The sequence below is a fragment of the Microcystis sp. M061S2 genome, assembly GCF_020245605.1.
Lineage (GTDB): Bacteria > Cyanobacteriota > Cyanobacteriia > Cyanobacteriales > Microcystaceae > Microcystis.
On sequence record NZ_JADBUP010000045.1, the window covers coordinates 43,705 to 69,278 of the forward strand.

General features: G+C 44.0%; 20 protein-coding genes and 4 pseudogenes. 11 read left to right on the forward strand and 13 right to left on the reverse strand.

Going from position 1 to position 25,574, the window contains the following annotated elements:
- Positions 1 to 325: 325 nt before the first annotated feature.
- Complete coding sequence (gene cobW / locus IM475_RS08785; RefSeq protein WP_287727313.1) at positions 326 to 1,360, reverse strand: cobalamin biosynthesis protein CobW; 1,035 nt, start codon at positions 1,358 to 1,360, stop codon at positions 326 to 328.
- Between the two features lie 203 nt (positions 1,361 to 1,563).
- Here cobW and IM475_RS08790 point away from each other — a divergent pair, with 203 nt between their 5' ends.
- Positions 1,564 to 1,752, forward strand: a complete 189-nt coding sequence (locus tag IM475_RS08790) for a hypothetical protein (RefSeq protein WP_002784873.1) — start codon at positions 1,564 to 1,566, stop codon at positions 1,750 to 1,752.
- A gap of 40 nt (positions 1,753 to 1,792) precedes the next feature.
- On the opposite strand, the pseudogene IM475_RS08795 reads toward IM475_RS08790, so the two are convergent.
- Positions 1,793 to 3,698: pseudogene (locus IM475_RS08795) on the reverse strand (polysaccharide biosynthesis protein).
- A gap of 383 nt (positions 3,699 to 4,081) precedes the next feature.
- On the opposite strand from IM475_RS08795, the gene crtH reads away from it, so the two are divergent.
- Both crtH and IM475_RS08805 read left to right on the forward strand, forming a co-directional pair.
- Positions 4,082 to 5,599 (forward strand): carotenoid isomerase, encoded by a 1,518-nt coding sequence (gene crtH, locus IM475_RS08800; RefSeq protein WP_287727314.1) that lies wholly within the window; start codon positions 4,082 to 4,084, stop codon positions 5,597 to 5,599.
- A 270-nt stretch (positions 5,600 to 5,869) separates the two neighbouring features.
- Positions 5,870 to 7,549 (forward strand): ABC1 kinase family protein, encoded by a 1,680-nt coding sequence (locus tag IM475_RS08805; RefSeq protein WP_287727315.1) that lies wholly within the window; start codon positions 5,870 to 5,872, stop codon positions 7,547 to 7,549.
- Positions 7,550 to 7,673: 124 nt separating this feature from the next.
- Here the strand turns inward: IM475_RS08805 and IM475_RS08810 are convergent, their stop codons facing one another.
- Positions 7,674 to 8,732, reverse strand: coding sequence for a tocopherol cyclase family protein (locus tag IM475_RS08810; protein ID WP_287727316.1), 1,059 nt, complete (start codon positions 8,730 to 8,732; stop codon positions 7,674 to 7,676).
- Between the two features lie 2 nt (positions 8,733 to 8,734).
- Here IM475_RS08810 and IM475_RS08815 point away from each other — a divergent pair, with 2 nt between their 5' ends.
- A complete protein-coding gene (locus IM475_RS08815) occupies positions 8,735 to 9,985 on the forward strand; it encodes an FGGY-family carbohydrate kinase (protein WP_287727341.1) in 1,251 nt (416 codons plus the stop codon).
- Positions 9,986 to 10,131: 146 nt separating this feature from the next.
- On the opposite strand, the gene IM475_RS08820 is transcribed toward IM475_RS08815, so the two are convergent.
- Together IM475_RS08820 and glmU are read right to left on the reverse strand one after the other, a co-directional pair.
- A complete protein-coding gene (locus IM475_RS08820; protein WP_287727317.1) occupies positions 10,132 to 10,713 on the reverse strand; it encodes a thioredoxin family protein in 582 nt (193 codons plus the stop codon).
- 175 nt (positions 10,714 to 10,888) lie between these two features.
- Positions 10,889 to 12,232, reverse strand: a complete 1,344-nt coding sequence (gene glmU / locus IM475_RS08825; protein WP_287727342.1) for a bifunctional UDP-N-acetylglucosamine diphosphorylase/glucosamine-1-phosphate N-acetyltransferase GlmU — start codon at positions 12,230 to 12,232, stop codon at positions 10,889 to 10,891.
- A gap of 191 nt (positions 12,233 to 12,423) precedes the next feature.
- Between glmU and IM475_RS08830 the strand changes: the two genes are divergently transcribed.
- The 4 genes from IM475_RS08830 (at position 12,424) to IM475_RS08845 (ending at position 16,277) form a co-directional block, all read left to right on the forward strand.
- Positions 12,424 to 12,591, forward strand: coding sequence for a hypothetical protein (locus IM475_RS08830; RefSeq protein WP_287727318.1), 168 nt, complete (start codon positions 12,424 to 12,426; stop codon positions 12,589 to 12,591).
- A gap of 92 nt (positions 12,592 to 12,683) precedes the next feature.
- The gene (locus IM475_RS08835; RefSeq protein WP_287657838.1) at positions 12,684 to 13,427 is read left to right on the forward strand and encodes a DUF561 domain-containing protein; all 744 of its coding nucleotides are present in this window, start codon (positions 12,684 to 12,686) and stop codon (positions 13,425 to 13,427) included.
- A gap of 378 nt (positions 13,428 to 13,805) precedes the next feature.
- Complete coding sequence (locus IM475_RS08840; RefSeq protein ID WP_287727319.1) at positions 13,806 to 15,065, forward strand: dihydrolipoamide acetyltransferase family protein; 1,260 nt, start codon at positions 13,806 to 13,808, stop codon at positions 15,063 to 15,065.
- Positions 15,066 to 15,329: 264 nt separating this feature from the next.
- Positions 15,330 to 16,277: a PRC-barrel domain-containing protein gene (locus IM475_RS08845; protein WP_287657840.1), complete on the forward strand. Its 948-nt coding sequence runs from the start codon at positions 15,330 to 15,332 to the stop codon at positions 16,275 to 16,277.
- 147 nt (positions 16,278 to 16,424) lie between these two features.
- On the opposite strand, the gene IM475_RS08850 is transcribed toward IM475_RS08845, so the two are convergent.
- The 5 genes and pseudogenes from IM475_RS08850 to acs all read right to left on the reverse strand — a co-directional run bounded on the left by IM475_RS08850 (position 16,425) and on the right by acs (position 19,872).
- On the reverse strand, positions 16,425 to 16,652 hold the full coding sequence (locus IM475_RS08850; protein ID WP_123231136.1) for a type II toxin-antitoxin system HicA family toxin: 228 nt from the start codon (positions 16,650 to 16,652) through the stop codon (positions 16,425 to 16,427).
- Complete coding sequence (locus IM475_RS08855) at positions 16,645 to 16,854, reverse strand: type II toxin-antitoxin system HicB family antitoxin (RefSeq protein ID WP_002734849.1); 210 nt, start codon at positions 16,852 to 16,854, stop codon at positions 16,645 to 16,647. Before IM475_RS08855 ends, IM475_RS08850 begins: the two co-directional genes overlap by 8 nt.
- A gap of 624 nt (positions 16,855 to 17,478) precedes the next feature.
- Positions 17,479 to 17,613: pseudogene (locus tag IM475_RS22955) on the reverse strand (DUF29 family protein); the annotation flags it as partial.
- Positions 17,612 to 17,770, reverse strand: a pseudogene (locus IM475_RS08865) (ISAzo13-like element transposase-related protein); the annotation flags it as partial. The pseudogenes IM475_RS08865 and IM475_RS22955, both read right to left, overlap by 2 nt.
- Positions 17,771 to 17,901: 131 nt before the next feature.
- Positions 17,902 to 19,872 carry an acetate--CoA ligase gene (gene acs, locus IM475_RS08870; RefSeq protein ID WP_287727320.1) on the reverse strand — a complete coding sequence of 657 codons (1,971 nt, stop codon included), beginning with the start codon at positions 19,870 to 19,872 and terminating at the stop codon, positions 17,902 to 17,904.
- Positions 19,873 to 20,123: 251 nt separating this feature from the next.
- Between acs and psaC the strand changes: the two genes are divergently transcribed.
- A complete protein-coding gene (gene psaC, locus IM475_RS08875) occupies positions 20,124 to 20,369 on the forward strand; it encodes a photosystem I iron-sulfur center protein PsaC (RefSeq protein WP_002734319.1) in 246 nt (81 codons plus the stop codon).
- 324 nt (positions 20,370 to 20,693) lie between these two features.
- On the opposite strand, the gene IM475_RS08880 is transcribed toward psaC, so the two are convergent.
- Positions 20,694 to 21,383, reverse strand: coding sequence for a Uma2 family endonuclease (locus IM475_RS08880; RefSeq protein WP_287727321.1), 690 nt, complete (start codon positions 21,381 to 21,383; stop codon positions 20,694 to 20,696).
- Positions 21,384 to 21,458: 75 nt separating this feature from the next.
- On the opposite strand from IM475_RS08880, the gene IM475_RS08885 reads away from it, so the two are divergent.
- A complete protein-coding gene (locus IM475_RS08885; protein WP_287727322.1) occupies positions 21,459 to 22,187 on the forward strand; it encodes an ABC transporter ATP-binding protein in 729 nt (242 codons plus the stop codon).
- A 2-nt stretch (positions 22,188 to 22,189) separates the two neighbouring features.
- Here the strand turns inward: IM475_RS08885 and IM475_RS08890 are convergent, their stop codons facing one another.
- Positions 22,190 to 22,960 (reverse strand): class II glutamine amidotransferase, encoded by a 771-nt coding sequence (locus IM475_RS08890; RefSeq protein ID WP_287727323.1) that lies wholly within the window; start codon positions 22,958 to 22,960, stop codon positions 22,190 to 22,192.
- A gap of 365 nt (positions 22,961 to 23,325) precedes the next feature.
- Positions 23,326 to 23,475 (reverse strand): annotated as a pseudogene (locus IM475_RS08895) (ISKra4-like element ISMae18 family transposase); the annotation flags it as partial.
- A gap of 872 nt (positions 23,476 to 24,347) precedes the next feature.
- Here IM475_RS08895 and IM475_RS08900 point away from each other — a divergent pair.
- Entirely contained in the window at positions 24,348 to 25,529 is a 1,182-nt protein-coding gene (locus IM475_RS08900; RefSeq protein WP_287727324.1) for a hypothetical protein, read from the forward strand.
- Positions 25,530 to 25,574: the final 45 nt, after the last annotated feature.

The following is a 25,574-nucleotide window of genomic DNA, read 5'->3' on the forward strand; positions in this document are numbered from 1 at the left end:
TATTTAACAACGATGTTATCATGGTTACAGCGATTTTACTGAATTTCATAATGGGTTATTTTGTGCTTTTTTGGGCAGCAACGCTTGAAACCCTTGCCACATATAGAAAGTGATCCTAATTAAGACGGTTAAATCAGTCAATTTCACCCATGACGATGATCTTTTTTTTGTGTAGTTTTATTGCAAAAAAAAAGTTTTTTTGACAAAAAGCACAAAGTATGACATTACCCAACGTATTTCTGGCTGCGAGTAATTATTGTAGAGGGGAAGAAGGGAGAAGGGAGAATAAATAAAAATAATCTCCCTAACCCCAGGAAAAACTTCTTCAGCAAACGCTAGTTAAGGCCTGCTCGATTCTCTGACTATCGAGGGAGCGGCCGATAAAGACCAAGCGGGTTTGCCGCATTTCTGTGGATTGCCAGGGTCGATCGAAGAAAGAATCAAAGCGCTCGCCGACTCCCTGTAACACCATACGCATCGGTTTATTGGCCACGTTAACAAATCCCTTGACCCGATAGATTTCTTCCAGGGCCACCAATTCTTTGATCCGTTGGGTCAAAATTTGGGCATCTACGGGAGAATCGAGGCAAAACTGCACAGAATTGATATCCTCATCGTGATCGTGTTCTTCCTCGTGATCATGATGACTAGGACGACTAGCTAAATTATCCTCGACGGCGGCATTAAATCCCAATAGCACATCGGGGCTAATTTGTCCATCAGCACAAGTAACTATTTTTACCGTTGATCGCAGTTGCGTTTTCAGCCAATTAATAATTTTTTCTAATTCAATTTCGCTGATGAGATCGGTTTTAGTTAAGAGTACCAGGTCAGCGCAGGCTAGCTGATCCTCAAATAACTCCTCAATGGGCGTTTCGTGTTCTAAATTGGGGTCTGCTTGCCTTTGTGCCGTTAAAGCGTCCAAATCCGCCACCAGACGACCCCTAGCGATGGCAAAACCATCCACCACGGTGATTACTCCGTCCACCGTCGCACCGTTGCGGATTTCCGGCCAGCGAAAAGCTTGAACCAGAGGTTTAGGTAAAGCTAACCCCGAAGTTTCGATCAGCATACAATCCAACTGTTGCCGTCGCTCCAGCAATTTCTGCATGGTGGGGAGAAATTCTTCCTGCACTGTACAGCACAGACAACCGTTGGTCAGTTCCACAATATTATCGTTGGGGTTGTCGTCGCAGGTCTGACAACTTTTCAACAAATCACCATCAATTCCCACTTCTCCGAATTCATTGACCATAACGGCCACCCGTCGGCCTTGATTATTTTGCAGTAGATGACGGATGAGGGTAGTTTTTCCCGCACCCAGAAAACCCGTGATCACAGTAACTGGAATTTTGTGCATAGATAGAGCGATCGATCATGTTTCTAGATCAATGTATCAGAATCTCGGTCTAGGGTTGAGGGTTTCAGCGCTAATTCTTTAGGATTGCCCCACCAATTGCCGGACTGTCACAAACTAGCTGAAATTTTCCTAGTTAGTCGTTATTCTGGTAAAAGTTTCAGCCGGCTAGAATAATCGCTGAAAAACTTTTGTGGGAGTGGATTATGTTACAACGTCTTTTTTTAGCCTTTACCCTCGCTTTTCCTCTTTATTTAAGCATTGCTATTCAACAAACTTCTCCTCTAGCTGATAGAGTAAATCGCCCTTCTTCTCGCGGAATCAATAAAATTGAGCAGACGGTAAAAACTATCCAAAAGCAATTAAAACAAGAGCATTCGGTTCAATTAGATTAATAAATTTTGGCAACAAGAGGAGAGGTAAAACTCCTCTTTTTTACTTTTTACTTGACAAATTACTGGCTATTTGCTGCGGCGGCTGATATTCGGGAACTAAATCTTGTAGGGACTTAACTAAGCCCTGACGGTCATTAACTTGAATATAATTAAGCAGTTGCTCTAATTTGATTGGCAATTTGTCCCAAGCAAGAAAGTGTTCATGAGCGCAAAAAATCTTTGGGTGAGGGGTGGGACGAGCTTTATCGGTATCGATTAATAATTCTTCGTAGAGTTTTTCCCCCGGTCTTAATCCTGTGATTTCAATATCGATATCTTGTCCTAATTCCAAGCCACTTAAACGAATCATCTGTAGGGCCAAATCGTAAATTTTTACCGGTTCACCCATATCTAACAGGAATACCTCACCCCCTCGGGCCATGGCTCCTGCTTGCATAACCAAACGCACCGCCTCGGGAATAGACATAAAATAGCGAATAATATCGCGATGGGTGAGGGTAATATTCTTACGTTGGGCGATTTGTTCCAGGAAACGCGGCACCACGGAACCGCTACTATCGAGAACATTGCCAAAGCGGACGATAGCGCAACAGGTGGAAGTGTCGGGTAAAGCGGCCAAAGCTTGCACGACTAACTCAGCACAGCGTTTACTGGCCCCCATAATGTTAGTCGGTCTGACGGCCTTATCGGTGGAAATGAGAACTAAATTACTAACTGAATTCTCGACCGCGGTCTGAGCGACATTTAAACTCCCCCAAACATTAGTGTAAATCCCTTGACTAGGATTAGCTTCCACAAGGGGAACGTGCTTATAGGCGGCCGTGTGATAAATTGTCTGGATCTGGTGTTGTTGGATGACTCGGGCCAGATGATTACGGTCGAGAACATTGCCTAGATAGGCATACTTGCGTAAATCGGCATAATTTTCACTTAAATCGAGATCGATTTTGTAGAGGGAAAACTCGTTTAATTCGTAGATTACCAAGCATTTTGGCTTAAGGAAGGCGATTTGTCGGCATAATTCCGAACCGATGGAACCGCCACCCCCGGTGACTAACACCGCTTTACCCGTGACATTTTTTCCCAAAAGTTCGGGATGGGGTAGAATTTCTTCTCGTCCTAATAATTCCGAGACATCGACACTGCGAATCTGATTGATGGTCGCTTCTCCCGATAAAATTTTTGAGAGGGGAGGGACGGTTTTAATGACGATGGGTAAAGTTTCTAGACTTTCGATGATTTGCCGCTTTCTGGCCTTGTCTAGGTTCGGAATAGCGAGAACAACCCAGTCAAAGGCCCGTTTTTGCTGCAGTAGTGCCAATTGAGAGGGGGGGGTAAACCCTAATGCCTTGGATAACTCGCTGCTGCAAATTGGGATTATCATCAACAAAGGCCAATAAACGATAGTGGGGGTCATTTTGTAGGGAACGTGCTAATTGACGACCCACAACCCCGGCACCATAGATAACAATTGTCGGTTCTCTATCTACACTACTAACGTAAATATTCAGACGGTGAAAGACAGAACGAATCAACAATCTGATCCCGATAACCAATACTAGGGTTAACAAGGCGTCGATAATCAGGACTGAACGCGGCAAAAAGGCATCCCTTTGAAAGTAGGCAAGACTGATTAAAACCCCTGAACTATAGAGAACCGCTTGCAGTACGGACGAAAGAAACTCTAATACTGTATAACGTACTACGGGACTGTAAATACCTCTGAGATAGAAAACTAGAGTTTTAATGGCGATTAAGCCCAATATTTCCCCCAAAAAAGGTCTAATTTCCTGATATTCGAGGCTGAGATTAAACCTGAGAGAGAAGGCTAGATAGATGGTTAGACAAAAAACCAGGCAATCGGTGACAATTAAAAGAGAGCGCTTCGATGATCTAGATAGGGAATTAGCTAATTTAAGGATTTTGTTGGCCAGTTTTCTATACATTATCCAATTGATTAATTAATTTTAAGGTAAATTTACTTAGCTCCTCTCGACTTTCTGTGATAATCAGTGCTTATTATTTCTAGTAGTCTTGCTAGGCAAGGCTTTGAAGAATATATTTCTGGAAAATTACCCCTATTCTTCTCCCTTCCACACAGAAACAAGAAGAGCTAATGTTTTTTATAACAGTAGCGCTACCTGTCTTTCCGGAGATGATATCATCCAAACCCAATTATGTCAAGTTGCCAGATTTGTCCAGAATTTTTTCCTTTTAGCAACTTTTCATCTCTCCTCAAAAATTTTCTGCTCCCGAAAACTAGCCGATAAATGATCCCTAGTCAAGGGTTACAATCAAGAATTGACACAAAAATTTATCAACTAAAGTTATGAGTAATCAGTACGATGCGATCGTGATTGGGTCAGGAATCGGGGGATTGGTGACAGCGACGCAATTAGTGGCAAAAGGAGCAAAAGTCTTAGTTTTAGAGAGTTATCTGATTCCGGGGGGCAGCGCGGGTTATTTTGAACGAGAGGGTTATCGTTTTGATGTGGGTGCTTCGATGATTTTTGGTTTTGGCAAAAAGGGGACGACTAACCTCTTAACCAAGGCTTTGGCAGCGGTGGATATGAGTATCGAAACCATTGCTGATCCCGTCCAGATCCATTATCATCTCCCGGACGGATTAGACCTAAAAGTTCATCGCGACTACGAACAATTTTTACAGGAATTAATTAGCCATTTTCCCGCAGAAAAAACCGGTATCCGGCGCTTTTACGATGAATGCTGGCAGGTGTTTAATTGCCTCAATAGTATGGATTTACTATCATTGGAAGAACCCCGCTATCTGACTAGGGTTTTTTTCCAGCATCCTTTATCCTGTTTGGGATTGGTCAAGTATTTACCCCAAAATGCGGGAGATCTGGCCAGAAAATATATTAAAGACCCGAAATTATTGAAATTTATCGATATGGAATGTTATTGTTGGTCGGTAGTACCCGCTGATCGCACTCCGATGATTAATGCGGGAATGGTCTTTAGCGATCGCCATTACGGCGGAATTAACTATCCCCGAGGGGGAGTGGGACAGATTGCTCTCAAGTTAGTCGAGGGATTGGAAAAAGCTGGTGGTGAAATCCAGTATCAAGCGAGAGTGACTAAGATTATTTTAGATGCAGGACGGGCGATCGGGGTAAGATTGACCAATGGCAAGGAATATTACGCTAAAAAGATTGTTTCTAATGCTACCCGTTGGGATACCTTCGAGAAACTACTCCCCCTGGAATCTCTCCCCCGCAGTGAAAAAAATTGGCAAAAACGCTATCAAAAATCCCCCAGTTTCCTCAGTTTGCATCTGGGAGTCAAGGCCGATGTGTTACCATCAGGAAGCGAATGTCACCATATTTTACTAGAAGATTGGGAAAATATGGAAGCAGAACAGGGAACTATCTTTGTTTCTATTCCTACCTTACTCGATCCCTCCCTAGCACCCCGGGACCATCATATCATTCATGCTTTCACCCCTAGCTGGATTGATCAATGGCAAAAACTGCCCCCCCAAGAATATCAACAGAAAAAAGAGGCCGCTGCTCATCGTCTCATCGAGCGCCTGAAAAAACTCTTTCCCAAACTGGATACAGGATTAGATTATATCGAAATTGGCACGGCCCGCACCCATCGCCGCTTTTTGAATAGAATCGATGGCACTTACGGCCCAATACCTCGAAGAAAACTGTTAGGCTTGTTAGGAATGCCCTTTAATCGCACAGCTATTCCTAATCTCTATTGTGTAGGAGATAGTACCTTCCCCGGTCAAGGATTAAACGCGGTGGCCTTTTCTGGTTTTGCTTGCAGTCATCGTCTAGCGGTAGATCTCGGTTTGCCTCGTCCAGAGATTAAAAGCTGAAAATCCGGATTTTTACCGGCGAATTCTTAAACAGGAATGGAGTAATTGACAGCGTTTCTCAGATGGATGAAGCGCATTTTTGCGACTGGAATTTTTACTTCGGCAAGGTTTAATCTATACTTCACCTTGACGAGAAACGCTGTAGATCGGTTTTGCTGATGACTGATAACTGATAACCGATAACTGATCAGTGATCACTGATCACTGATAACTGATAACTGATAACTGATAACTGATAGCTGATAACTGATAACTGATAACTGATAACTGATGCTTACTCCTTTTGATTCCCCCAAATCTTTACATTGGCAGCAAAGCTTGCGATCACCAATTGTTCGTCAATTGGAGATATTTAGCTTTACAACGCAGTTTTTGACTTTTTTGCTCTGGGATCGTTTAACGGGGGCTAATAGGGGCAAAAAACGGCAAAGGAGAGCGAAATGGTTAGTTGATCGCCTCATGAATTTAGGACCAACTTTTATTAAAATTGGACAATCTTTATCGACGCGAGCAGATTTAATTCCGCTCGAATATATCGAACAATTAACCCAATTACAGGATCGAGTTCCCGAATTTAATAGTCAAGAAGCGATCCGAGTTATTGAAACAGAATTAGGACAACCCCTAGATAATTTATTTGAAAGTTTTACAGTTTCTCCCCTCGCTTGTGCCAGTTTAGGACAAGTGCATCGAGCGCGGTTATTAAGTGGGGAAGAGGTCGTTATTAAGGTACAAAGACCAAATCTAGAAGGACTATTTAATCTCGATTTTGAAGTGTTGCATCGTCTCACCCGTTGGTTAAATATTTTCCCCGTGGTGAAAAAATATAATTTAGAAGCTATCTATCAAGAATTCTTTGAACTACTCTTTCAAGAAATCGATTATATTCATGAGGGCAAAAATGCTGATCGCTTTCGGGAAAATTTTAAGAATTATCCCCAGGTAAAAGTCCCTTTAGTTTACTGGCAATATACCACCCGCAAGGTATTAACTTTGGAGTATGTACCGGGTATTAAAGTTGATGATCGGGAGACTTTACTAGCTAATGGTATTAACGTAGATGGGATTATTCAACTGGGAATCTGTTCCTATCTCAAACAACTATTACAGGATGGTTTTTTCCAATCGGATCCCCATCCGGGTAATATGGCAGTTAGTCAGGAAGGGGAGTTAATTTTCTACGATTTTGGCACGATGTTCGAGTTAAAGTCCGTCGCTAAAGATCAAATGATCGAAACCTTTTTCGCTATCTTGAGAAAGGATACGGAAACAGTCTTAAAAACTCTGGTGTATATGGGGTTAATTGAACCCGTTAGAGATCTGCAACCCGTGCGAAATATCGTCCAGTTTCTTTTAGATGAATTTCGCGATAAACCGGTAGATGTGAGGGTCTTTGAACAAATTAGCGATCAAGTGTATTTAATGTTTAAACAGCAACCTTTTCGCTTACCTCCCCAAATGACTTTTATTATTAAATCTGTCACCACGTTGGATGGGATTGCCCGCTCTTTAGATCCCCAGTATAATTTATTAGCAGCTAGTCAACCTTTTGTGAAAAGTCTAGCGGTATCGGGAGGAACTACCAACACCATGCTTACCCTAGCTAATCAAGCACGCACTTTTCTTCAACAACAATGGCAAAAAGGTAATAAAAATGAGAGAATGATCCGTCAATTAGAGGAAAAAATCGAGCGAGGAAATTTAGTTTTTCAAGTTAAGTCACGCGAAAATGAACGACTTCTGAAAAGAATTTATCTGGGAATTAAAGTATTAATTAATGTCTGTTTATTGGGATTTAGCCTTATCTCAGCCATATTTTTATTAGACAGCAACTATAGCAAACTAGCCATTATTCCCTTCAGTTTAGCGGGGTTATTTGCTTTATTTTTTCTACGTTCTTCTATGGCTTTATTGATTCAGGAAAGATTAGATAAAATGCTAGAGAAGTAAATAATTATCATTTTTATTAGTAGATGGTTTTTTGTTTTGGTTTTTAATCTAGAGGCTGCCTCTCAATGTTGTCTGAGATGTAGCCAGATAACTGGATATTCTCCCGTCGTCATGGTGATTTAAATCACTGTTTAATCCAAGCTGATAGCCAAATACCGCCAATTTCGAGGCCAGCTAGATGACTAGAGGCATTTATAAGGGTTTTACCACGACTATCAGCCAATTTTATCGATAATTTACCTTTGAGGGTATCTTGACAAGCAAAACAGAGACCTTTTTCCGTGGGTACACGCACGCGATCGGGAGGATGATCACTGATCCCGATTAAGACAATGGTATAATCCTCGTTGGTTGCCCTCATTTCCCAGTATCCCCAGGGTTGCACTGTCCAAGTTAGTTGAGAATTCCAGATATCAAACTTATAAAAGCGATTTTGCCAGTGAATACCGATAATTCCCACCGATTCCGTCCAGTTAAGAACTTTCCGGGTAGAACCCACTGCGGTTAAGGTTAAATCGGGATTTTCAGGGAAAGCATTACAATTAATCCAAAACCACTTTTCCGGGAAAGAATAACCCCAATTTTTCTCGCTATAAAAAGGTACATTCTCAAAGGGGTAATTTTTTCCCCGATGGGTAATCATTCCCGTTGCTAAACCATGAGCAGTTAAAATCTGCCAACCCGGGTCAAAAATCGGTAAATAAGATAATATTCCTGCTGTTGCTTGGGGTGAACGCTTTTTATCTCCCCAACTGTACCTAGTTTCAACGCGATAATCCCATTGACAGATTTCTCCAGTGACAGGATCATAAATTCGTCCTTGCTGCTGGTTTGCTGTTGCTTGATAACCTTCTTGAATAGACTCAAAAAAAGCTGACGGGGAAAGAAGACAGGGACGGATTTTTAAGTTAGTTTTTCCCCAATGGATGATAGCTAATTCCTGACGACTTGCCCAAAATTTATCCGTATCGGGAAAAGTGCGACAAAGATAATTAGATTCTCTGGCTAAAATTTGTACCGCTCCGCCGCTATTGACTTGACCGCCGCTTGGGTCTTGAATAGAATACATAAAGGCGAATCCGTCGGCTAATTGCGGAATCATGACTCGGAAGTACCAACCTTCAAAAAATCGGGGAGTGATACCATCCCAATGGTAGCCAGAATGAGGGGGTTGTGAAGACATCTATGGGTTTATCTTTAGGTATTGATTTTGGCACATCGGGAGCGCGAGCGATTGCTATTGATTCTAGCAAAAATATCGTCGCTGAGGTTCATTATCCTTTCACTAATGCCAATTTTCAGGATTGGCAAAAGGCCCTATTTTATTTATTGGATAATCTAGGGGATTCGGTGCGTTCAGAACTTAAATCGATCGCGATTAATGGTACTTCCTCGACGGTGTTATTATGTGATAATTGGGGTAATCCTCTTTCCGAGGCGATATTATACAATGATGGGCGAGGAATTGGGTTTTTAGAAGCAATTAAAGCTATAGCACCCCCTCACCATCCCGTGATTAGTGCCACCTCTAGTTTAGCCAAATTACTTTGGTGGAGTGAACAAGAAATTTTTTCGCAAGCGCGTTATTTTCTCTCGCAAGCGGATTGGTTAGCATTTCTCCTGCACGGTAAACTGGGAATTAGTGATTATCACAATGCCTTAAAGTTAGGTTATGATCTCGAAAATCTCTGTTATCCCGATTGGTTAGAGAATTTACCGATGTTTAATTTATTACCGCAAATTTTTGCTCCGGGTACAGCGATCGATACTATTAAACCGGATTTAGTGACTCGTTTTGCTATCCCGAAAGATTGTTTAATTTATACGGGAACCACCGACAGCATAGCGGCATTTTTAGCCAGTGGTGCTAATTCTTTAGGGGATGGGGTGACATCTTTAGGTTCAACTTTAGTCTTAAAATTATTAAGTAGCCAGAAAGTTGATGATAGTAACTATGGCATCTATAGTCATCGTTTAGGAAATTTGTGGTTAACCGGTGGGGCATCCAATACGGGAGGAGCAGTGTTAAAGAAGTTTTTTTCTGATCAAGAATTGAGAAATTATAGTTTAGCAATAGATGGACAAAAAGAAAGTAATTTAGATTATTATCCTCTACTAAAACCGGGCGAGCGCTTTCCCATTAATGATCCTTTTTTACCCGCAAAACTGACTCCCCGCCCCGATAATCCTCTAGAATTTTTACATGGTTTACTAGAAAGTATTGCCCGCATTGAAGCTTTAGGTTATCAGCGTTTACAGGAATTGGGGGCCAATAAATTAGAGCGAGTTGATAGTGCCGGTGGTGGGGCAAAAAATCCGACTTGGAGAATAATTCGTCAGCGTCATTTGGGGGTTCCCGTGCTTTTATCTAAACAGGAGCAAGCGGCCTATGGTACTGCCCTATTAGCACAGCAATCGGTTACGCTATTGAAATAGTCTCATAAGTAGGGTTTGCGGCAAAAAGCTTGTTGGTGGGGTTAGGAGTCGGTCGTCGGTCGTTAGGAGATAGGAGTCAGGAGACAGGAGATTATTTTATTTATTCTCTCCACACCCCACACCCCACACCCCACACCCTTCGTTAATTAACCATAATAGGGTGGCTCATTACCCGGTTTCCATTTGATATTACAGCCTAAACTGGGTTTTTGCTCCGTCGGCACCGGTTGACCGGTTAAAACCTTGTCAATAGCAGCCCGGAGATCTTTGCCTGTTACTGGTATTCCATTACTAGGACGACTATCATCCAATTGACCGCGATAGACTAGGCTGCGCTGACTATCAAAGAGGAAAAAATCGGGAGTACAGGCTGCCGTGTAAGCTTTCGCCACCTCTTGGCTTTGGTCGTAGCATAAATTGAATTTAAAGTCAAGGGTTATCGCCATTTTTTTCAAATTTTCGGGCGAATCATCGGGATATTTCTCCACGTCATTAGAACTAATGGCGAGGATGCCCAGATTGGTGTTAGCATAATCGCGACCTAGACGGCTAAGTTCTTCTTGAATGTGTTTAACAAAGGGACAATGTTCACAGAGGAAGATGACTAACAGAGCGGTTTTAGCCGCAAAGCTGTCCAGAGAAATAGTTTCACCCGAAACCACATCGGGTAAGGCAAAACTGGGAGCTTTTGTCCCCAGATCTAACATTGTGGACTCGGTGCGTGCCATAAAGTTTCTACTCTTTTCTATAGGGAGGACTGAGATTTTTATAACATTTCATGCTTCATCGCGCAAATTTAAGCCTTAGACACCATCAGTAAATAGTAAACAGTAAACAGTAAACAGTGAACTCACATCTGATAACTGATAACTGATAACTGATAACTGCCATAACCTACTGAAACTAATTTGACCAATTTTCGATCACGCGCTGACTTTGACGAGCAATAACTAAAGCGTTATCGGGGACATTTTTAGTGATAGTTGAACCCGCAGCCACGGTGACATTTTTCCCTAATTCTAGAGGAGCCACTAAAACACTATTTGCACCAGTTTTTGTGCCACTGCCGATCAGAGTTTGATGTTTTTTCACACCATCGTAATTAGCAGTAATTGTTCCCGCACCAACGTTCACTTTTTCCCCTAAAGTGGCATCTCCCAGATAGGATAAATGGGCAATATTGGTTTTATTGCCGATGTCACTTTTTTTAATTTCAACAAAATTACCGACTCGACAATTAGCCCCAATTTTCGCTTCTCCGCGCAAATGAGCATAGGGGCCGATACGACAACCAGAATCCACCTGACTATCAGAAATAACCGAAAATAAGACGGTTACATCGCTGCCTATCCGACTATTTTCGATTAAACTCCCCGGACCGAGACGACAACCAGAAGCGATGATCGTCTCACCGCGCAGATGGGTTTGGGGTTCGATAATCACATCGGGACTGAGGGTGACAGTATCCTCAATGGTGACACTATCGGGGTCAATTATGGTGACTCCGGCGGCCATCCAATCATCTTTGACTCTAGTTTGCAGGATATCATAGGCGGCGGCCAATTGTTTGCGATCATTAATGCCGCTAATTTCTAAACAATCCTCCACATCCACAGCCATGACGGGATCGAGAAAATTGACCACATCCGTGAGATAATACTCACCTTGATCGTTATTGGGCGTTAAATTAGGCAGTATCGCCGCTAATTTTGACCAATTAAAGCAGTATATACCCCCATTAACCCAGTGGTTTTGTCGTTGGGCATCGGTACAGTCTCTTTCTTCCACAATCTGCTTAACGAGATTATTGCCATCACAAAAAACTCGACCGTAACCTTTCGGGTTAGGGAGGTTAGCAGTTAAGAGGGTGGCAGCGTTACCATGGTCTTGATGAATCTGGAGAAGATTTTGCAAGGTTTCGGGACGCAACAGGGGAACATCGCCATTTAAGACCAACAAATCCCCCTGAAAGTCCTCTAAATGGGGGATTAACTGCTGAATAGCATGGCCAGTGCCTAACTGTTCCTTTTGTTCGACAAATTCGATATCCTCAAGATGCTGTAGAGTATTTCGCACCTGTTGCCCTTGATAACCGATAATTACCAGTTTTCGCCTGGGATGTAAGGATTCGCTGACATTAAGCACCCGTTCCACTAGCGAGCGACTGCCGAGGGGATGTAAAACTTTCGGAAGGCTGGACTTCATTCTGGTTCCCTTACCCGCTGCTAAAATTGCTACCGCTACCATGGTCATGCTTGCCAATATCGTTCGCGACTGAGTATATCGCACTCTGATCCCCTTGGTTGCAAGAATTTTTCCCCTCTTTCATCCTGTGCCAGTTGAGAAACTACCATAAAAAGGTTTTCTTTAAGACATTGTTAAGGTACTATATACAAATTGAAACAATTGAACATAATCAGCACTCTATAGATACCGCTATGACAAATGTACTAACTAAGGAATCCTCCGCCATGAAACAGATTCGCACCACCTACCAAGCTGACCAACAGGTGAAATACCTGCATCTAGAAGCGGAAATCGAGGTACTGCTGCAACAACTGCAAAACCTCAAGCGCAAAAACCAAGAGAATCAAAACCTAAATTAAAGAAAATTTCCCTAAGAATTCTCAAATCCCACCCTCTGATCAGCGAGAAGGTGGGAAAATGTTTTTTGAGAATTCCAGATAGGTGTAGATTAATGATCAATTTTGCCTTACAGCAAGCCTTCGCCCGTCGTCATGCCCTGAAAGTGATCAGTGGGTTAAATAATTTCGATCGCTCGCAGGTTCTCTCAGTAGTTAAAGCCGCTACAGCCGGAGGAGCAACTTTTGTCGATATTGCCGCTAATGCTGACCTAATTCGGGCGGTAAAAGCCTTGACAAATTTACCCGTGTGTGTATCGGCCGTCGAGCCAGAATTGTTGGTGATGGCAGTGGCGGCCGGGGCCGATTTAATTGAGATCGGTAATTTCGATAGTTTTTATGCTCAAGGACGCTTTTTTGAGGCGGCGGAAGTTTTAGCCCTAACCCGTCAAACTCGCGACCTACTGCCCGAAATTACCCTGTCTGTGACAGTTCCCCATCTCCTACCCCTCGATGAACAGGTGAGACTAGCGGAAGCTTTAGTTAGTCAGGGTGCCGATATCATTCAAACCGAAGGCGGCACTAGCAGTCAACCCCGTCACGCCGGTATTTTGGGACTGATTGAAAAAGCCGCCCCGACTTTAGCGGCAGCCCACGCTATTTCCCATGCGGTTAAAGTTCCCGTCCTCTGCGCTTCCGGTTTATCCAGCGTTACCGCCCCTATGGCGATCGCTGCTGGAGCGGCTGGTATCGGTGTTGGTTCGGCGATCAATCAATTGGATAATGAAGTAGCTATGGTGGCAGCCGTGCGCGGTTTAGTTGAATCTCTGCAAGCACAACCGGTCCATATTGGCAACTAGAACAATTTTTGTCTAGATACGGCAGAGAAGGGTCCGTTTTCCCTTCTCTTTTTCCCTCTGTCACCAGTTATCAGTTATCAGTTATCAGTTGCCAGTTATCAGTTATCAGACGTGAGTTAAGCTGTACTGAATTGAAACTGCGTCTTGGAAATTTTAGTACAAATGCTCAAACTGCTTCTCCCTGCTCCGCAGCTCCGGCGCTCCCCTGCAATCTTAACGAGTAATTTAGATAGTCAACAGCTTATCAGTTCACTGATTACTGATTACTGATTACTGATTACTGATTACTGATTACTGCTCACTGAAAAGCCCCCCACCCCCATCAACTGTGGTAAAATGCGCTATGGCTCAAAACATTAGAGATAGAAGCACTCCACCATGATTCGAGATATCTTCATGCCCGCGCTCAGTTCCACCATGACCGAAGGAAAAATAGTTTCTTGGGTGAAGTCCCCCGGGGAAAAAGTCAGCAAAGGGGAAACGGTGTTAGTGGTCGAATCCGACAAGGCCGACATGGACGTAGAATCGTTTTATGATGGTTATCTCGCTGTAATTTTAGTCGAAGCTGGCCAAGAAGCGCCCGTGGGGGAAGCGATCGCCTATATCGCCGAAACTGAAGCGGAAATTGAACTGGCCAAAGCTCAGGGAAAAACCGCCGCAGTCGCCCCTAGCAAGCCCGTAGAGACCCCAGAAATCGCTCCGCCTCCCGTTTCGATCCCCGTCGCCGCCGTTAAAGATAATGGCCGTTTAGTCGCCTCTCCCAGGGCCAAAAAACTGGCTAAAGAATTAAAGGTGGATCTGAAAACCCTAGTGGGTAGCGGTCCCCACGGACGAATTACCGCCGAAGACGTAGAAAAATCGACAGGAAAAGTCAGCACTGCCCCCGCTCCCGTCATTACTCCCCCGCAACCCGTCAGCGTGCCTGTAGCGGCTCCTAAAGCCCCGATTCCGGGCAGCGCCCCGGTCGGTCGGACTGTTCCCCTCACCACTCTGCAAAAAGCCGTCGTCCAGAATATGTCGGTTAGCTTACAAGTTCCCACCTTCCAAGTGGGCTACACTATCACCACCGACCCACTGGATCAACTCTATCAACAGCTAAAATCCAAGGGTGTCACCATGACGGCCCTGTTAGCAAAAGCGGTGGCCAACACCCTCGCTAAACATCCGATCGTTAATGCCTGCTATAGCGACGCAGGAATTCAATACCACGGGGCGATTAACGTCGCTGTCGCCGTAGCTATGCCCGATGGTGGCTTAATTACGCCGGTTTTGCGCTCTGCTAACCAGATGGATATCTATTCCCTCTCCCGCAGTTGGAAAGATTTAGTCGATCGCGCCCGCAGTAAACAACTGCAACCGGAAGAATATAATAGCGGTACTTTTACCATTTCTAATCTGGGAATGTTCGGAGTCGATCGCTTTACCGCTATCTTACCCCCCAACCAAGGCGCGATCCTGGCAGTGGGTGCTTCCCGTCCCCAAATCGTCGTCAATAAAGATGGTTTATTCGGAGTGCAAAAACAGATGACGGTTAATCTCACCAGTGACCACCGAGTCATCTACGGGGCCGATGCAGCCTCCTTCCTGCAAGACTTAGCTAAACTGATCGAAACTGAGGTGCAGTCTTTAACTATGTAATCAGAATCTAGACAGCAGGAGCCAAGGGAGTTTCTCTCTAGCTCCTGCTTTGTTGTCAATAAAAAAATGTAAGGAATTAGCTAAAATGGGTTTAACCTTATCTATCACCCGAAACTATCGCCCAAACGAGGCCAAAAAAAGTGTTAATCTCAGGGAACTTTAAGATCTAAGCTAATATCGGTAAATTAACACCCAATCTCGCCCTATATATTAAGCCTACAATAATTCGTATTCCCACGCCCTAACGCCTACCCATAGGAAAAAATGATCACAGAGAATAGTCGCTTACGTTCAGAATTTTTAAATACACAGGTTATCACTCGCAATACAGGCAAAAAACTCGGCGTTGTTAAAGATATCCTAGTAGATATCGATCAACGAGAAGTGGTTGCCCTGGGACTCCGCGATAATATCCTCTCCCTGTCGGGAATGCCTCAATATATGTATTTATCGAGCATCAGTCAGACGGGAGACGTGGTTCTCGTTGAAGATGATAACGTCTTGGAATCCGTCGATATCGATGCTTATACTCCCTTAATCGGTAGTGACGTGATCACGGAAACCGGCGAACCTTTAGGCAAAGTCCGCGATTATCAATTTGATCCCCTTAGTGGTCAATTACATTCCATTATCATCGCTTCCCTGGGATTGCCTCTGATCCCCGAACAATTGATCAGCACCTACGAAATTGCCATTGAAGAAGTGGTTAGCAGCGGTCCGAATCGCTTAATCGTCTTTGAAGGGGCCGAAGAACGTCTCACCCAAGTTAGTGTGGGGGTTTTGGAACGTTTGGGTATTGGTCGTCCCCCCTGGGAAAGAGAAGAGGAAGAAGCTTATTATACCCCCGCTGCTCGCCCAGAAAATCAGTTAGGTACGGGCATTCCTCTCCGTACCCCCGTTGAGGCAGCTAAACCCGTTGAAGAACGCTGGAGTGAGGATGAATGGGAAAAAGAACCCCTGCGTGCCACTCCCCCACCGCAAAAACGGGCCGAAGCTCGTTATTATGAGGAAGAATACGAGGAAGAAGAAGATAACTGGGGAGAAGCGCGCTCAGAACGCACAGAAAGCTTTTCTCGTCCTCAGTACGACGATTACGAGGATAAGGCCGAGGATGATATGTGGGATGATGACGTGGAACCAGATTACAATCCCCCCCGCATCAATATCACCGAGAAGAAAAAAGAAAGAATCCCCGAATACGAAGACGGTTAATCTTTGATCATCCCCCTATCCATTAGTTACATATTTCTTAACATAAAATTTGACAAAAAAAGAAAAGTGTGCTATATGGACCAAGGGGGTTCTCTGGGGGGACTAAATACTTTTGGTATCACGTCGAGTGCAGTGATTTGTCAGACTCTACAGATTTTCAATGAACTCTTCAACTGTGACTTGGGCTTGTTTCAGAATTCCACTTAATGTACCAACCTTCAATTCCTGATGTAAAGGGACAACACAGCCAATTTTGCCCTCTTCGGTTTCTTTCTTCATCACAACATGGCTACCTGTTTGACGAACTTGCTCGAAGCCTAAGCGTTCAAGACATCTAATTGCCTCCCCACTAGAGATTCGTGGCAGCTTAGGCATAACTAACCTCAATACTGGTCACAAATCTAGGGGATGTTTCTGGTAAGGTAAATTCCTCTAGGTAAAGCCGTGTGGCTTCTTTCAATCCAGCAATCGCCTGCTCAATTGTTTCTCCTTGATCTACTGTACCAACTTCTGGACATTCAGCAATATACATATTATCTTCTTTGTACAAAATAACAGTAAAGATGCGATTTTTCATGGTGTCTTATCATCTCCGGCTTACTCTGAAAATCATAACATAACTGTTTCCTAATCGTTTGGTTAGAAAATAGTTAGGTTTCCTGATCATTGACCCAACTCACGCTTTTTGAAAAACTCTATAAGATATTAAGTTATTAGTACTTAATCTAATATTGTCCCACCTTCCTAGAATTGAGTGAGAAGATTGTGCAAAAACAGGCGTAGAGTTGATATAAAGAATGGAAAATATTAAAGCAAAATCAAGTTTTTCTATCTTGAACTTTAACTTTGATGGTCTAATTAGGGTTTGCGGCAAAAAGTTTTTCGTGGGGGTAGGGTGTGGGGTGTAGGGTGTGGGGTGTGGGGTTTTACCCATTTTCAGGTGGTCAATTACCTAATTTTCAGGGAAAAAGTACCTGAATTTTACCCCCGATCACTCCAATGGTCAGCACTTTTTGAGGGAAAAAAAGTCTAAAAGCCTTATCCAACAAGGTTTTTAGATTTATTCAGCCAGCCCTAGTTACATCTTTCTTAACATAAAATTTGACAAAAAAAGGAAAGTGTGCTATGTGGACTAAGGGGGTTCTCTGGGGGAACTAATTTGATCAGATAGTTTCCCAGTCTGGCTGATATTATTTAACCTTTAATCAAGGCTATCACTGGGCAACCAATCTTCGATCACCTGCGCGATAGTATCGGGACAAAACTCGGGAAAAATGCTGAGGACTAAACCTGTTTGTCTGGCGGCCTCTCGACGCGCTCTGGTATATTCCTTTGCCTACATTTACCCATCCCGCGTTTTCGCTCAGATCGTAAATTCCATAGGGAATGATTCTTCCCTTATCTTGGTCAGGAAAATCATGAACCAATACTTGTACTGGCTCTCCCTTTTTTAGCCATTCAGCACCGCTATTTTTATAATTTCCAATTAATTCTGGTTCTAACGAAGAACCGTTATAGATTTGATGCTTGAGCAAATATGTTCACCGAGAATCACTCCCGTTAGAGTGAGATAAGATTAACTCTTATTCCTCACCCTAACTACTAGGAAAAACTGGCAATTAAATTAAGCACCTTGCCGTAATTTATCCAAAACCGATCGATCTTCTAGAGTAGAAGTATCACCGGAAATCTCTTGACCTGATGCTAAAGTTCGCAAGAGACGACGCATAATTTTACCCGATCGCGTTTTTGGCAGCACATCGGTAAAACGGATTTCTCCCGGTCGGGCAATAATGCCAATTTCCTTGACAACGTGATCCTTTAATGCTTGCGCTAACTCCGGACTCGCTTCATAATGCCCCTCGAGAGTCACAAAAGCATAGACTTCTTCCCCCTTAATTTCATCCGGTCGTCCCACCACAGCCGCCTCTGCTACTGCGGGATGAGATACTAAAGCTGATTCGATCTCCATTGTCCCTAAACGGTGGCCAGAAACGCTCATCACGTCATCGACGCGCCCCATTACCCAGAAATAACCGTCTTCGTCCTGACGACTACCATCTCCAGCAAAATAGAGATATTGGCCATCTTTGGGGGCGATATGTTCCCAGTAGGTATTGCGGAAGCGATCGGGATTTTTATAAACTGTTCGCATCATACCGGGCCAGGGATGTTTGACCACCAGATAACCCCCCTCATTCGCTTGGGCGGGATTACCGTCTAAGTCCACCACTTCGGCCATAATACCGGGGAAAGGTAGGGTTGCTGACCCCGGTTTGGTGGCAATTGCCCCGGGTAGGGGAGTAATCATAATCCCCCCGGTTTCCGTTTGCCACCAAGTATCGACAATCGGACATTTTTCTTTACCGATAACCCGGTGATACCACATCCACGCTTCTGGGTTAATCGGTTCTCCCACGGTTCCCAGTAAGCGCAAAGAGGATAAATCCCGGCTATTGGGGATATCTTCACCCATTTTGATAAAAGTGCGGATAGCAGTGGGGGCAGTATAAAAGATATTAACGCGATATTTCTCGATGACATCCCAAAAACAGCCTAAATTAGAGGGACGGGGAACCCCTTCATACATTACCGTGGTTGCACCATTGGAAAGCGGTCCGTAAACGATATAACTATGGCCGGTAATCCAACCCACATCGGCAGTACACCAGTAAACATCGGTGTCTTTCAGGTCAAAAATCCATTTGCAGGTGATATGGGTGTAGAGATTATAACCGCCGGTGGTGTGGACGACTCCTTTCGGTTTGCCGGTGGAACCACTGGTGTAGAGGATAAATAACATATCTTCGCTATCCATGGGTTCGGCCGGACAGTTAGCAGATACCTGTTTTTGTAGATCATGCCACCAGTAATCGCGATCGGCAACCATATTGATGGGTTCCTTGCTGCGCTGGACAACGAGGACTTTTTCCACACTGGGGGCGCTATTATCGGCTAGAGCCAGATCTACCTGTTCCTTGAGGGCAACTACTTTATCCTTGCGGAAACCACCATCGGCAGTGATTACCACCTTAGCGGCCGCATCATTAAGACGATCGCGCAAAGCATCGGCACTAAATCCCCCAAAAACTACACTGTGGGGCGCACCAATTCTGGCACAGGCTAACATAGCGATGGCCGCCTCGGGAATCATCGGCAGATAAATTCCGACCACATCGCCTTTTTTCACGCCTAATTCCTTTAAAGCGTTGGCAAATTGACAGACTTCTCGGTGTAGCTGTTCATAGGTAATGGTGCGGCTGTCCCCCGGTTCTCCTTCCCAGATGATGGCGGCTTTATTACGTCTCCAGGTGGTGAGATGTCTGTCAATACAGTTGTAACAAATATTAATCTTGCCGTTGACGAACCATTTAGCAAAGGGGGGCTGCCAGTCAAGAACCTCTGACCATTTTTCAAACCAATGTAGTTCTTTTTCGGCTAATTGGGACCAAAAAGCTGGGGGATCGGCCTTGGCTTTGGCGTAGAGTTGCTGGTATTCTTCAAAGCTTTTAATGGTGGCATTCTGGGAAAATTCGGCACTGGGGGGAAACAGCCGATTTTCCTGTAGGATCGATTCGATCGCTATTTCTGTCATAATGGCAAACGAAATAAATTATCTTGCGATCCAGATTACCTTTTTCGGTTCCCCCCGTAACCCCGGCAAGCAATTCTTTAAGGCTATTTTAGAATTGCCCGATCCCTGACTAGCGATCGCCATTTTGCCCCAAGTGTTACAGAGTTTAAAGTTATGTCACCGATCGAGCGATGAACAGATCGCTGTAAGGTAAACTAACCGATAAACCCGAAATTTAACATGGAGAACACTCGGTAAGGAGTCATAATTCAATGTCTCATAGCGTTAAAATTTACGATACCTGTATCGGTTGCACCCAATGCGTTCGGGCTTGTCCCCTCGACGTGCTGGAAATGGTTCCCTGGGATGGCTGTAAAGCTGCCCAAATTGCCTCCTCCCCCCGCACGGAAGACTGTATTGGTTGCAAACGTTGCGAAACCGCTTGTCCGACGGATTTCCTAAGCATTCGGGTTTATCTCGGAGCAGAAACCACCCGCAGTATGGGTCTAGCCTACTAGGCCTGGCAATCATTCTGTGTTTAACATTTAGCGAAAACTAATCTTGTTAAGAGGACTAACCAGTCCTCTTTTTTTTTGTTATACTCCCGTCGCTAGTGAAGATTTTAGTTAGGGTTTGCGGCAAAAAGTACGGGCGAAGCATTCGGATAGAAAATCTACGGTTTCACCGATAAGTTATTGCCCGAATGCTTCGCCCCTACAGGACGCAATCGCCGATCAAGATGCAAGGTTTTTGAGCCACTAGCTTTAAAATCTTGCACCTGCCTCGCCAAACAGGCCCCAAACCCCTTACCTCGTCTATATTTCACATTTATTCAGCAGACCCTAGTTAGGTAATTCCCCAAAAAGTTGACGATATTTTTGCAGTTTTGCCTCCATTTCTGCTAACTGCTGATTAGCCTGTTCAGCCCGTTGGCGTTCATTTTCAGCCCGTTGCTTTTCCTGCTCCAGTAGTTGATTAATTTCGCTGTAGGACAAAAATTGAGTGCCATCAGGACGATAAATTTTTAACTCGTCGGTTAAGTCAAAACGAATGCCTAAACGGGGACTCACCCAATTATTAACCTCACTAACACTGTCTAAACTGTCACCAATTCGCTGCCAAGCTTCTAGACTATTATCATCGGGATCATAGACGTAGTATTCTTGGACTCCATAGCGATCATAAAATAGCAATTTTTTGGCCATTTCGATGGAGGTGTTACTGGGAGAAAGAATCTCAAAGACGACTTGAGGAGCAAGATTATCTTCTTGCCATTGTTTGTAGGAACCTCGATCGCCTTTCGGTCTGCCAAATACTACCATCGTATCAGGAGCGGCAGCAATTTTCGGCTGGCCTTGCACGGGATACCACAACAGATCCCCCGCTACAAATACCTGGGGATCATCGATATATAACCAGTCGAGATTCTGCTTAATCGTCACTATCCAGTTAAATTGTTTAGTATTATCTGCCATCGGTTTACCGTCGCTCTCAGGATAGATAATCTCGGTTTTGTTAACTTGACTAACCATGGGGAATACCTGCCGAACTCATTGGGCTATTTTTATTATATAATAAACTTGAACTAAGTAAGGAAAAGACCGATCTTGATTTTAGAACTAGAGCAAGTAAATTTAGCTATCCGACGGGGCAGTGCTTATCTGTTAGAAGATATTACTTTTAGCATCAAGCAAGGAGAAAAGTTAGCTATTGTCGGAGCATCTGGGGCAGGAAAAACGACTCTTTTACGATTGTTAAATCGTTTGCAGGAACCAAGCACGGGAAATATTTATTTTCAAGGTAAATCGATTAGGGAAATACCGGTTATTTCCCTGCGACAACAGATAGTTTTATTGCCACAAGAGTCGAAATTATTAGGGATGACTGTTCGAGATGCTCTCGCTTATCCTTTGCAATTAAAAAAACTTACACCTGCGGAAATTAATCAGAGAATTGACCGTTGGACATCCCTATTAAAAATTCCTCAACAGTGGTTTGAGCGCGGGGAGTTAGAATTATCTTTAGGACAAAGACAATTAGTGGCAATTACCAGAGCTTTGTTGTTAGAACCGAGCATACTGTTATTAGATGAACCCACCTCTGCTTTAGATACAGGCACGGCCAGCAGGTTATTAGAAGTATTAAACAATCAAAGTTCAATGACGATAATTATGGTCAATCATCAACTAGATTTTTTAGAGGAATTTGCCGAGAGAGTTATTTATCTAGAAGCGGGAAAAATTGGTTCAGATTGCCTCGCCCATCAATTAGATTGGTTAGGGCTAAAAACTCAGTTAATTGATTTAGAAAAATCTCGACAAAGTGACCACTGGTAAGATTAAATTAAAATTGGTGCGCCCTCCTGAAAAACTAATAATTCTCCTGCATTAATCGCTGTCCAAACTTCATTATCAGTTAAGGGTGTAGTGGCAATAATTGCTACTTGATCGCCCGGACGAGCTAAAGCTTGAAAATCAACGCTAACATCTTCATCAATTAAATGAGCGGCGGCAAAAGGATACTGACGGATTATATAGCTTAATTTCGTCGAACAATGGGCAAAAAAATGTTCACCATCGCATAAAAGATAATTAAAAATTCCTTGACAAGCGATAGAGTTTGTGATAGTTTTTAGGACTTGATAAAGTTGTTCTAGGGAAGGTTTGCCCTGGGGAAAAGTCTCTCGTAGGGTATTAAGAATTAAACAGAAAGCTCTTTCGGAATCCGTCTCCCCAACCGGTTGATAAAAATCTCCCGCAGGAGGTGAGAAATTTTCTAAATTACCATTATGGGCAAAAACCCAATATTTCCCCCACAATTCCCGCCGAAAAGGATGACAGTTTTCTAGTTTAATTTCTCCTTGGGTGGCTTTGCGAATATGGGCGATAACATTGGTAGAATGGATGGGATAGTTTTTAATTAATTCCGCAATCGGAGAAGCGATCGAGGGTTTAACATCAATAAAAGTTCGGCAGCCTAAACCTTCAAAAAAGGCGATTCCCCAACCGTCTCGATGTTCGTCGGTTTTTCCTCCCCGCGCACAAAATCCCTCGAAGGAAAAACAGATATCCGTGGGGACATTACAATTCATGCCTAGAAGTTGACACATAGTTGCTTGAGTTTGAACATCAGATGCGTGGAAAATTATTTACTGCCAGCAGCCGTGACAGGAGACAGGAGAATTTTTTCCAGCTGCCTCTTGCCTATCCTAGCTAAGAAATTAATCTGGCACTAAGTAGTCATTTCAATTAAGATTGAGAATATCAATGCCAGAGTTCATAAGGGTTTCATTGGTATAGAGTGTATCAGACTTATCTGAAATGATTATACTAATTAACCTGAGTCCGGGATAAGCCGAAACCCCAATTTTACCGTAGCCAGTCAGCCTATTCTTCCCCGGAAGTCATGGCAAAATCTCCTTAACCCGAACTGAGGTTAACGGGAGCATCCCGTTTAGGAAATAAGTACAAATGCTTAAGCAATTGTCTGATTGAGATAAGCACAACCTAACTTCAAAAGCTGTGGGACATTTTCGACTTTCCATTGCGCCCCGGATATTTTCACTCTAGCACCGAGCCGCTTAATTGTTGATTCCACCGCACCTGAGCCTATACAGATACCTGATTCCTGATCTAATTTATATTGGCTCTTCGTTACTTGGTATGATTCGCTCAGGGGACATAAATCGACTAAATCCTTATCTGGCAAGAGACTTAATTGATTAGTTCGTTCTAGCCTGCATTATTCATGAAGACTTTGGAAAATCCTCGAAAGCCTTGGCAAGAACTTCATCTAGCGATCTGGCTGAAAAAGAGTCTGTTTTTTGAGATGTCCTCACAATCAGGTTTTTGCCAGTTGGTGAATAATGCAGGCTAGAGCGAAAACAATTGACAAAAATTGCACCAATGTCCGTCTCTATAAGGGTTTCATTGCTTATAACCCCGTCCATTGCATAACAAAAACCGAAGAACCGAAAGAATTAGAAATTTTTCGTAAAGTTCCCTTGATACAGTTGACACTTCGCGAAAGCTAGTTTATAATCACTTCGTGGCCAGAAGTATTGTTGTTGAAATCTATAGTTACCTATAGATTTTCCCTGCGATTAGCTATTTTAACTCGTTTGAGTAAAGATAGTCTCGTAAAAGCTGGTTTTCCTATTTGTTCCTAACCAAAACGTAAGAGTTCAAGTCATACGAAAAGCAGTAAAGTCCATGCTATATAAGCGTTTGGACAGAAGATGGACGAATTATCAGTCTCATTTAAGAAACCCGGAAGGCTTCCCTTTTCGTGTTATTGAGAATGAAGCTGTAGGTTTCGTGAGTTTCGAGTTTTAGAAGCCCCTCTGTAACTGCATTTGGAGTACCTGAATCCTTACACCAAAACTTGACTCGGTTGTGACTTCAAATAGTTAACAACCCAGCCAATCATGATTTTTCCTAACCCCTAATATTCCTCTCGGAATTTAGTGATTTCTGTCAACTCAGGAGATTATTGTCATGTCTGTCAGACGCGTAGAAATCCAAGATTTAACTTTTGCCACGAACGGACAAAGTTTGTGGCGCGGTGGTTCGGCGGCCACATTTAGCGATAACCGTTTTCTCGGAACGAGTTGGAACACGAGCAGGAATTTCGGGATCGGGCCTTTAGGTTTCGATGCCAGTACCGACGGACGTGTCGGTTTGCAATCTAACTTTCGTGTACAGGGGGGAACGGTAAGCGCATCCTTGCCGACCGATATATGGCTCGATGTGCCTACCACCGCCAAGGCGGGTGACACCGTGACGATCCGCTCTGGTTTTTCGGTCGATCCCAAAGCGACTTTTACAACGCTAAGTCCATCGGCCAACTACAACTTGCAATTGATTATCGACGCGGCTGCTCAGTTGCAGGGAAAGGTCGGGCCATTCTCCAGACGACTCCTCGGTTTCGATATCGATCGAACGGTTAACCTACTCCGGCTCGATAGCAATAACCTTCGGTACGATATCCCGATTAACGCGATCGGCGGGGCGATTTCCCTGCGCGCTCCCAACCTAAATATCAACGGCTCCCGCTCGGCCTCCAACCAACTGACTGGCTCTAAAACCGATAACTTTTTGAGCGCAAACGCGGATCTCGTCACCCTCGCTACCCGCGCCCTTAACGCGATCGGTGTTCCCGTGCCACCTCTGCGGGGCAGTGCCGGTATCGATATCGGGATCGCGGGCGGCTCGGTTAACTGGAACGTACTGAGCGCGGTGATTAACGCCGGTCTCGGCGTACAGCAGAATCTCGGCCTGACCGCGAACCGGTTAGCGGGAACGCTGAATATCAACGGCGTGAATCGACCTTTCACGGTCGGTCAGGATTTCAGCTTCGTCATGCCCGGAACGACCGGGAACAATCTCAATATCCGCGCGACCGTCGGGTTGGATGCGAACCTCTCGAACCGGACGAGTTTGAATTTAAACAGCAATCTCAATCTATCTGCCTTAGAAGGTTCGGCCACCGTGACCTATCCCGATCCGACCTGGCGTAATCCTTTCCGTCGGGGAAGTCGTACCGCCGGTTTCGGACCTCTCTTCCAGCGCAATGTTCCGCTCGGTAGCGGCAATATCGCCACGCTCTATAACGAATCTTTCGGTCTAGGCGGTTTCGCGCAACGGAACTTTGATTTTAGCGTTCCGGTAGTCGCCTAGACATTCACGGGGGAAAGGCTCTTTTTCGCTCCTTTCCCCGATATT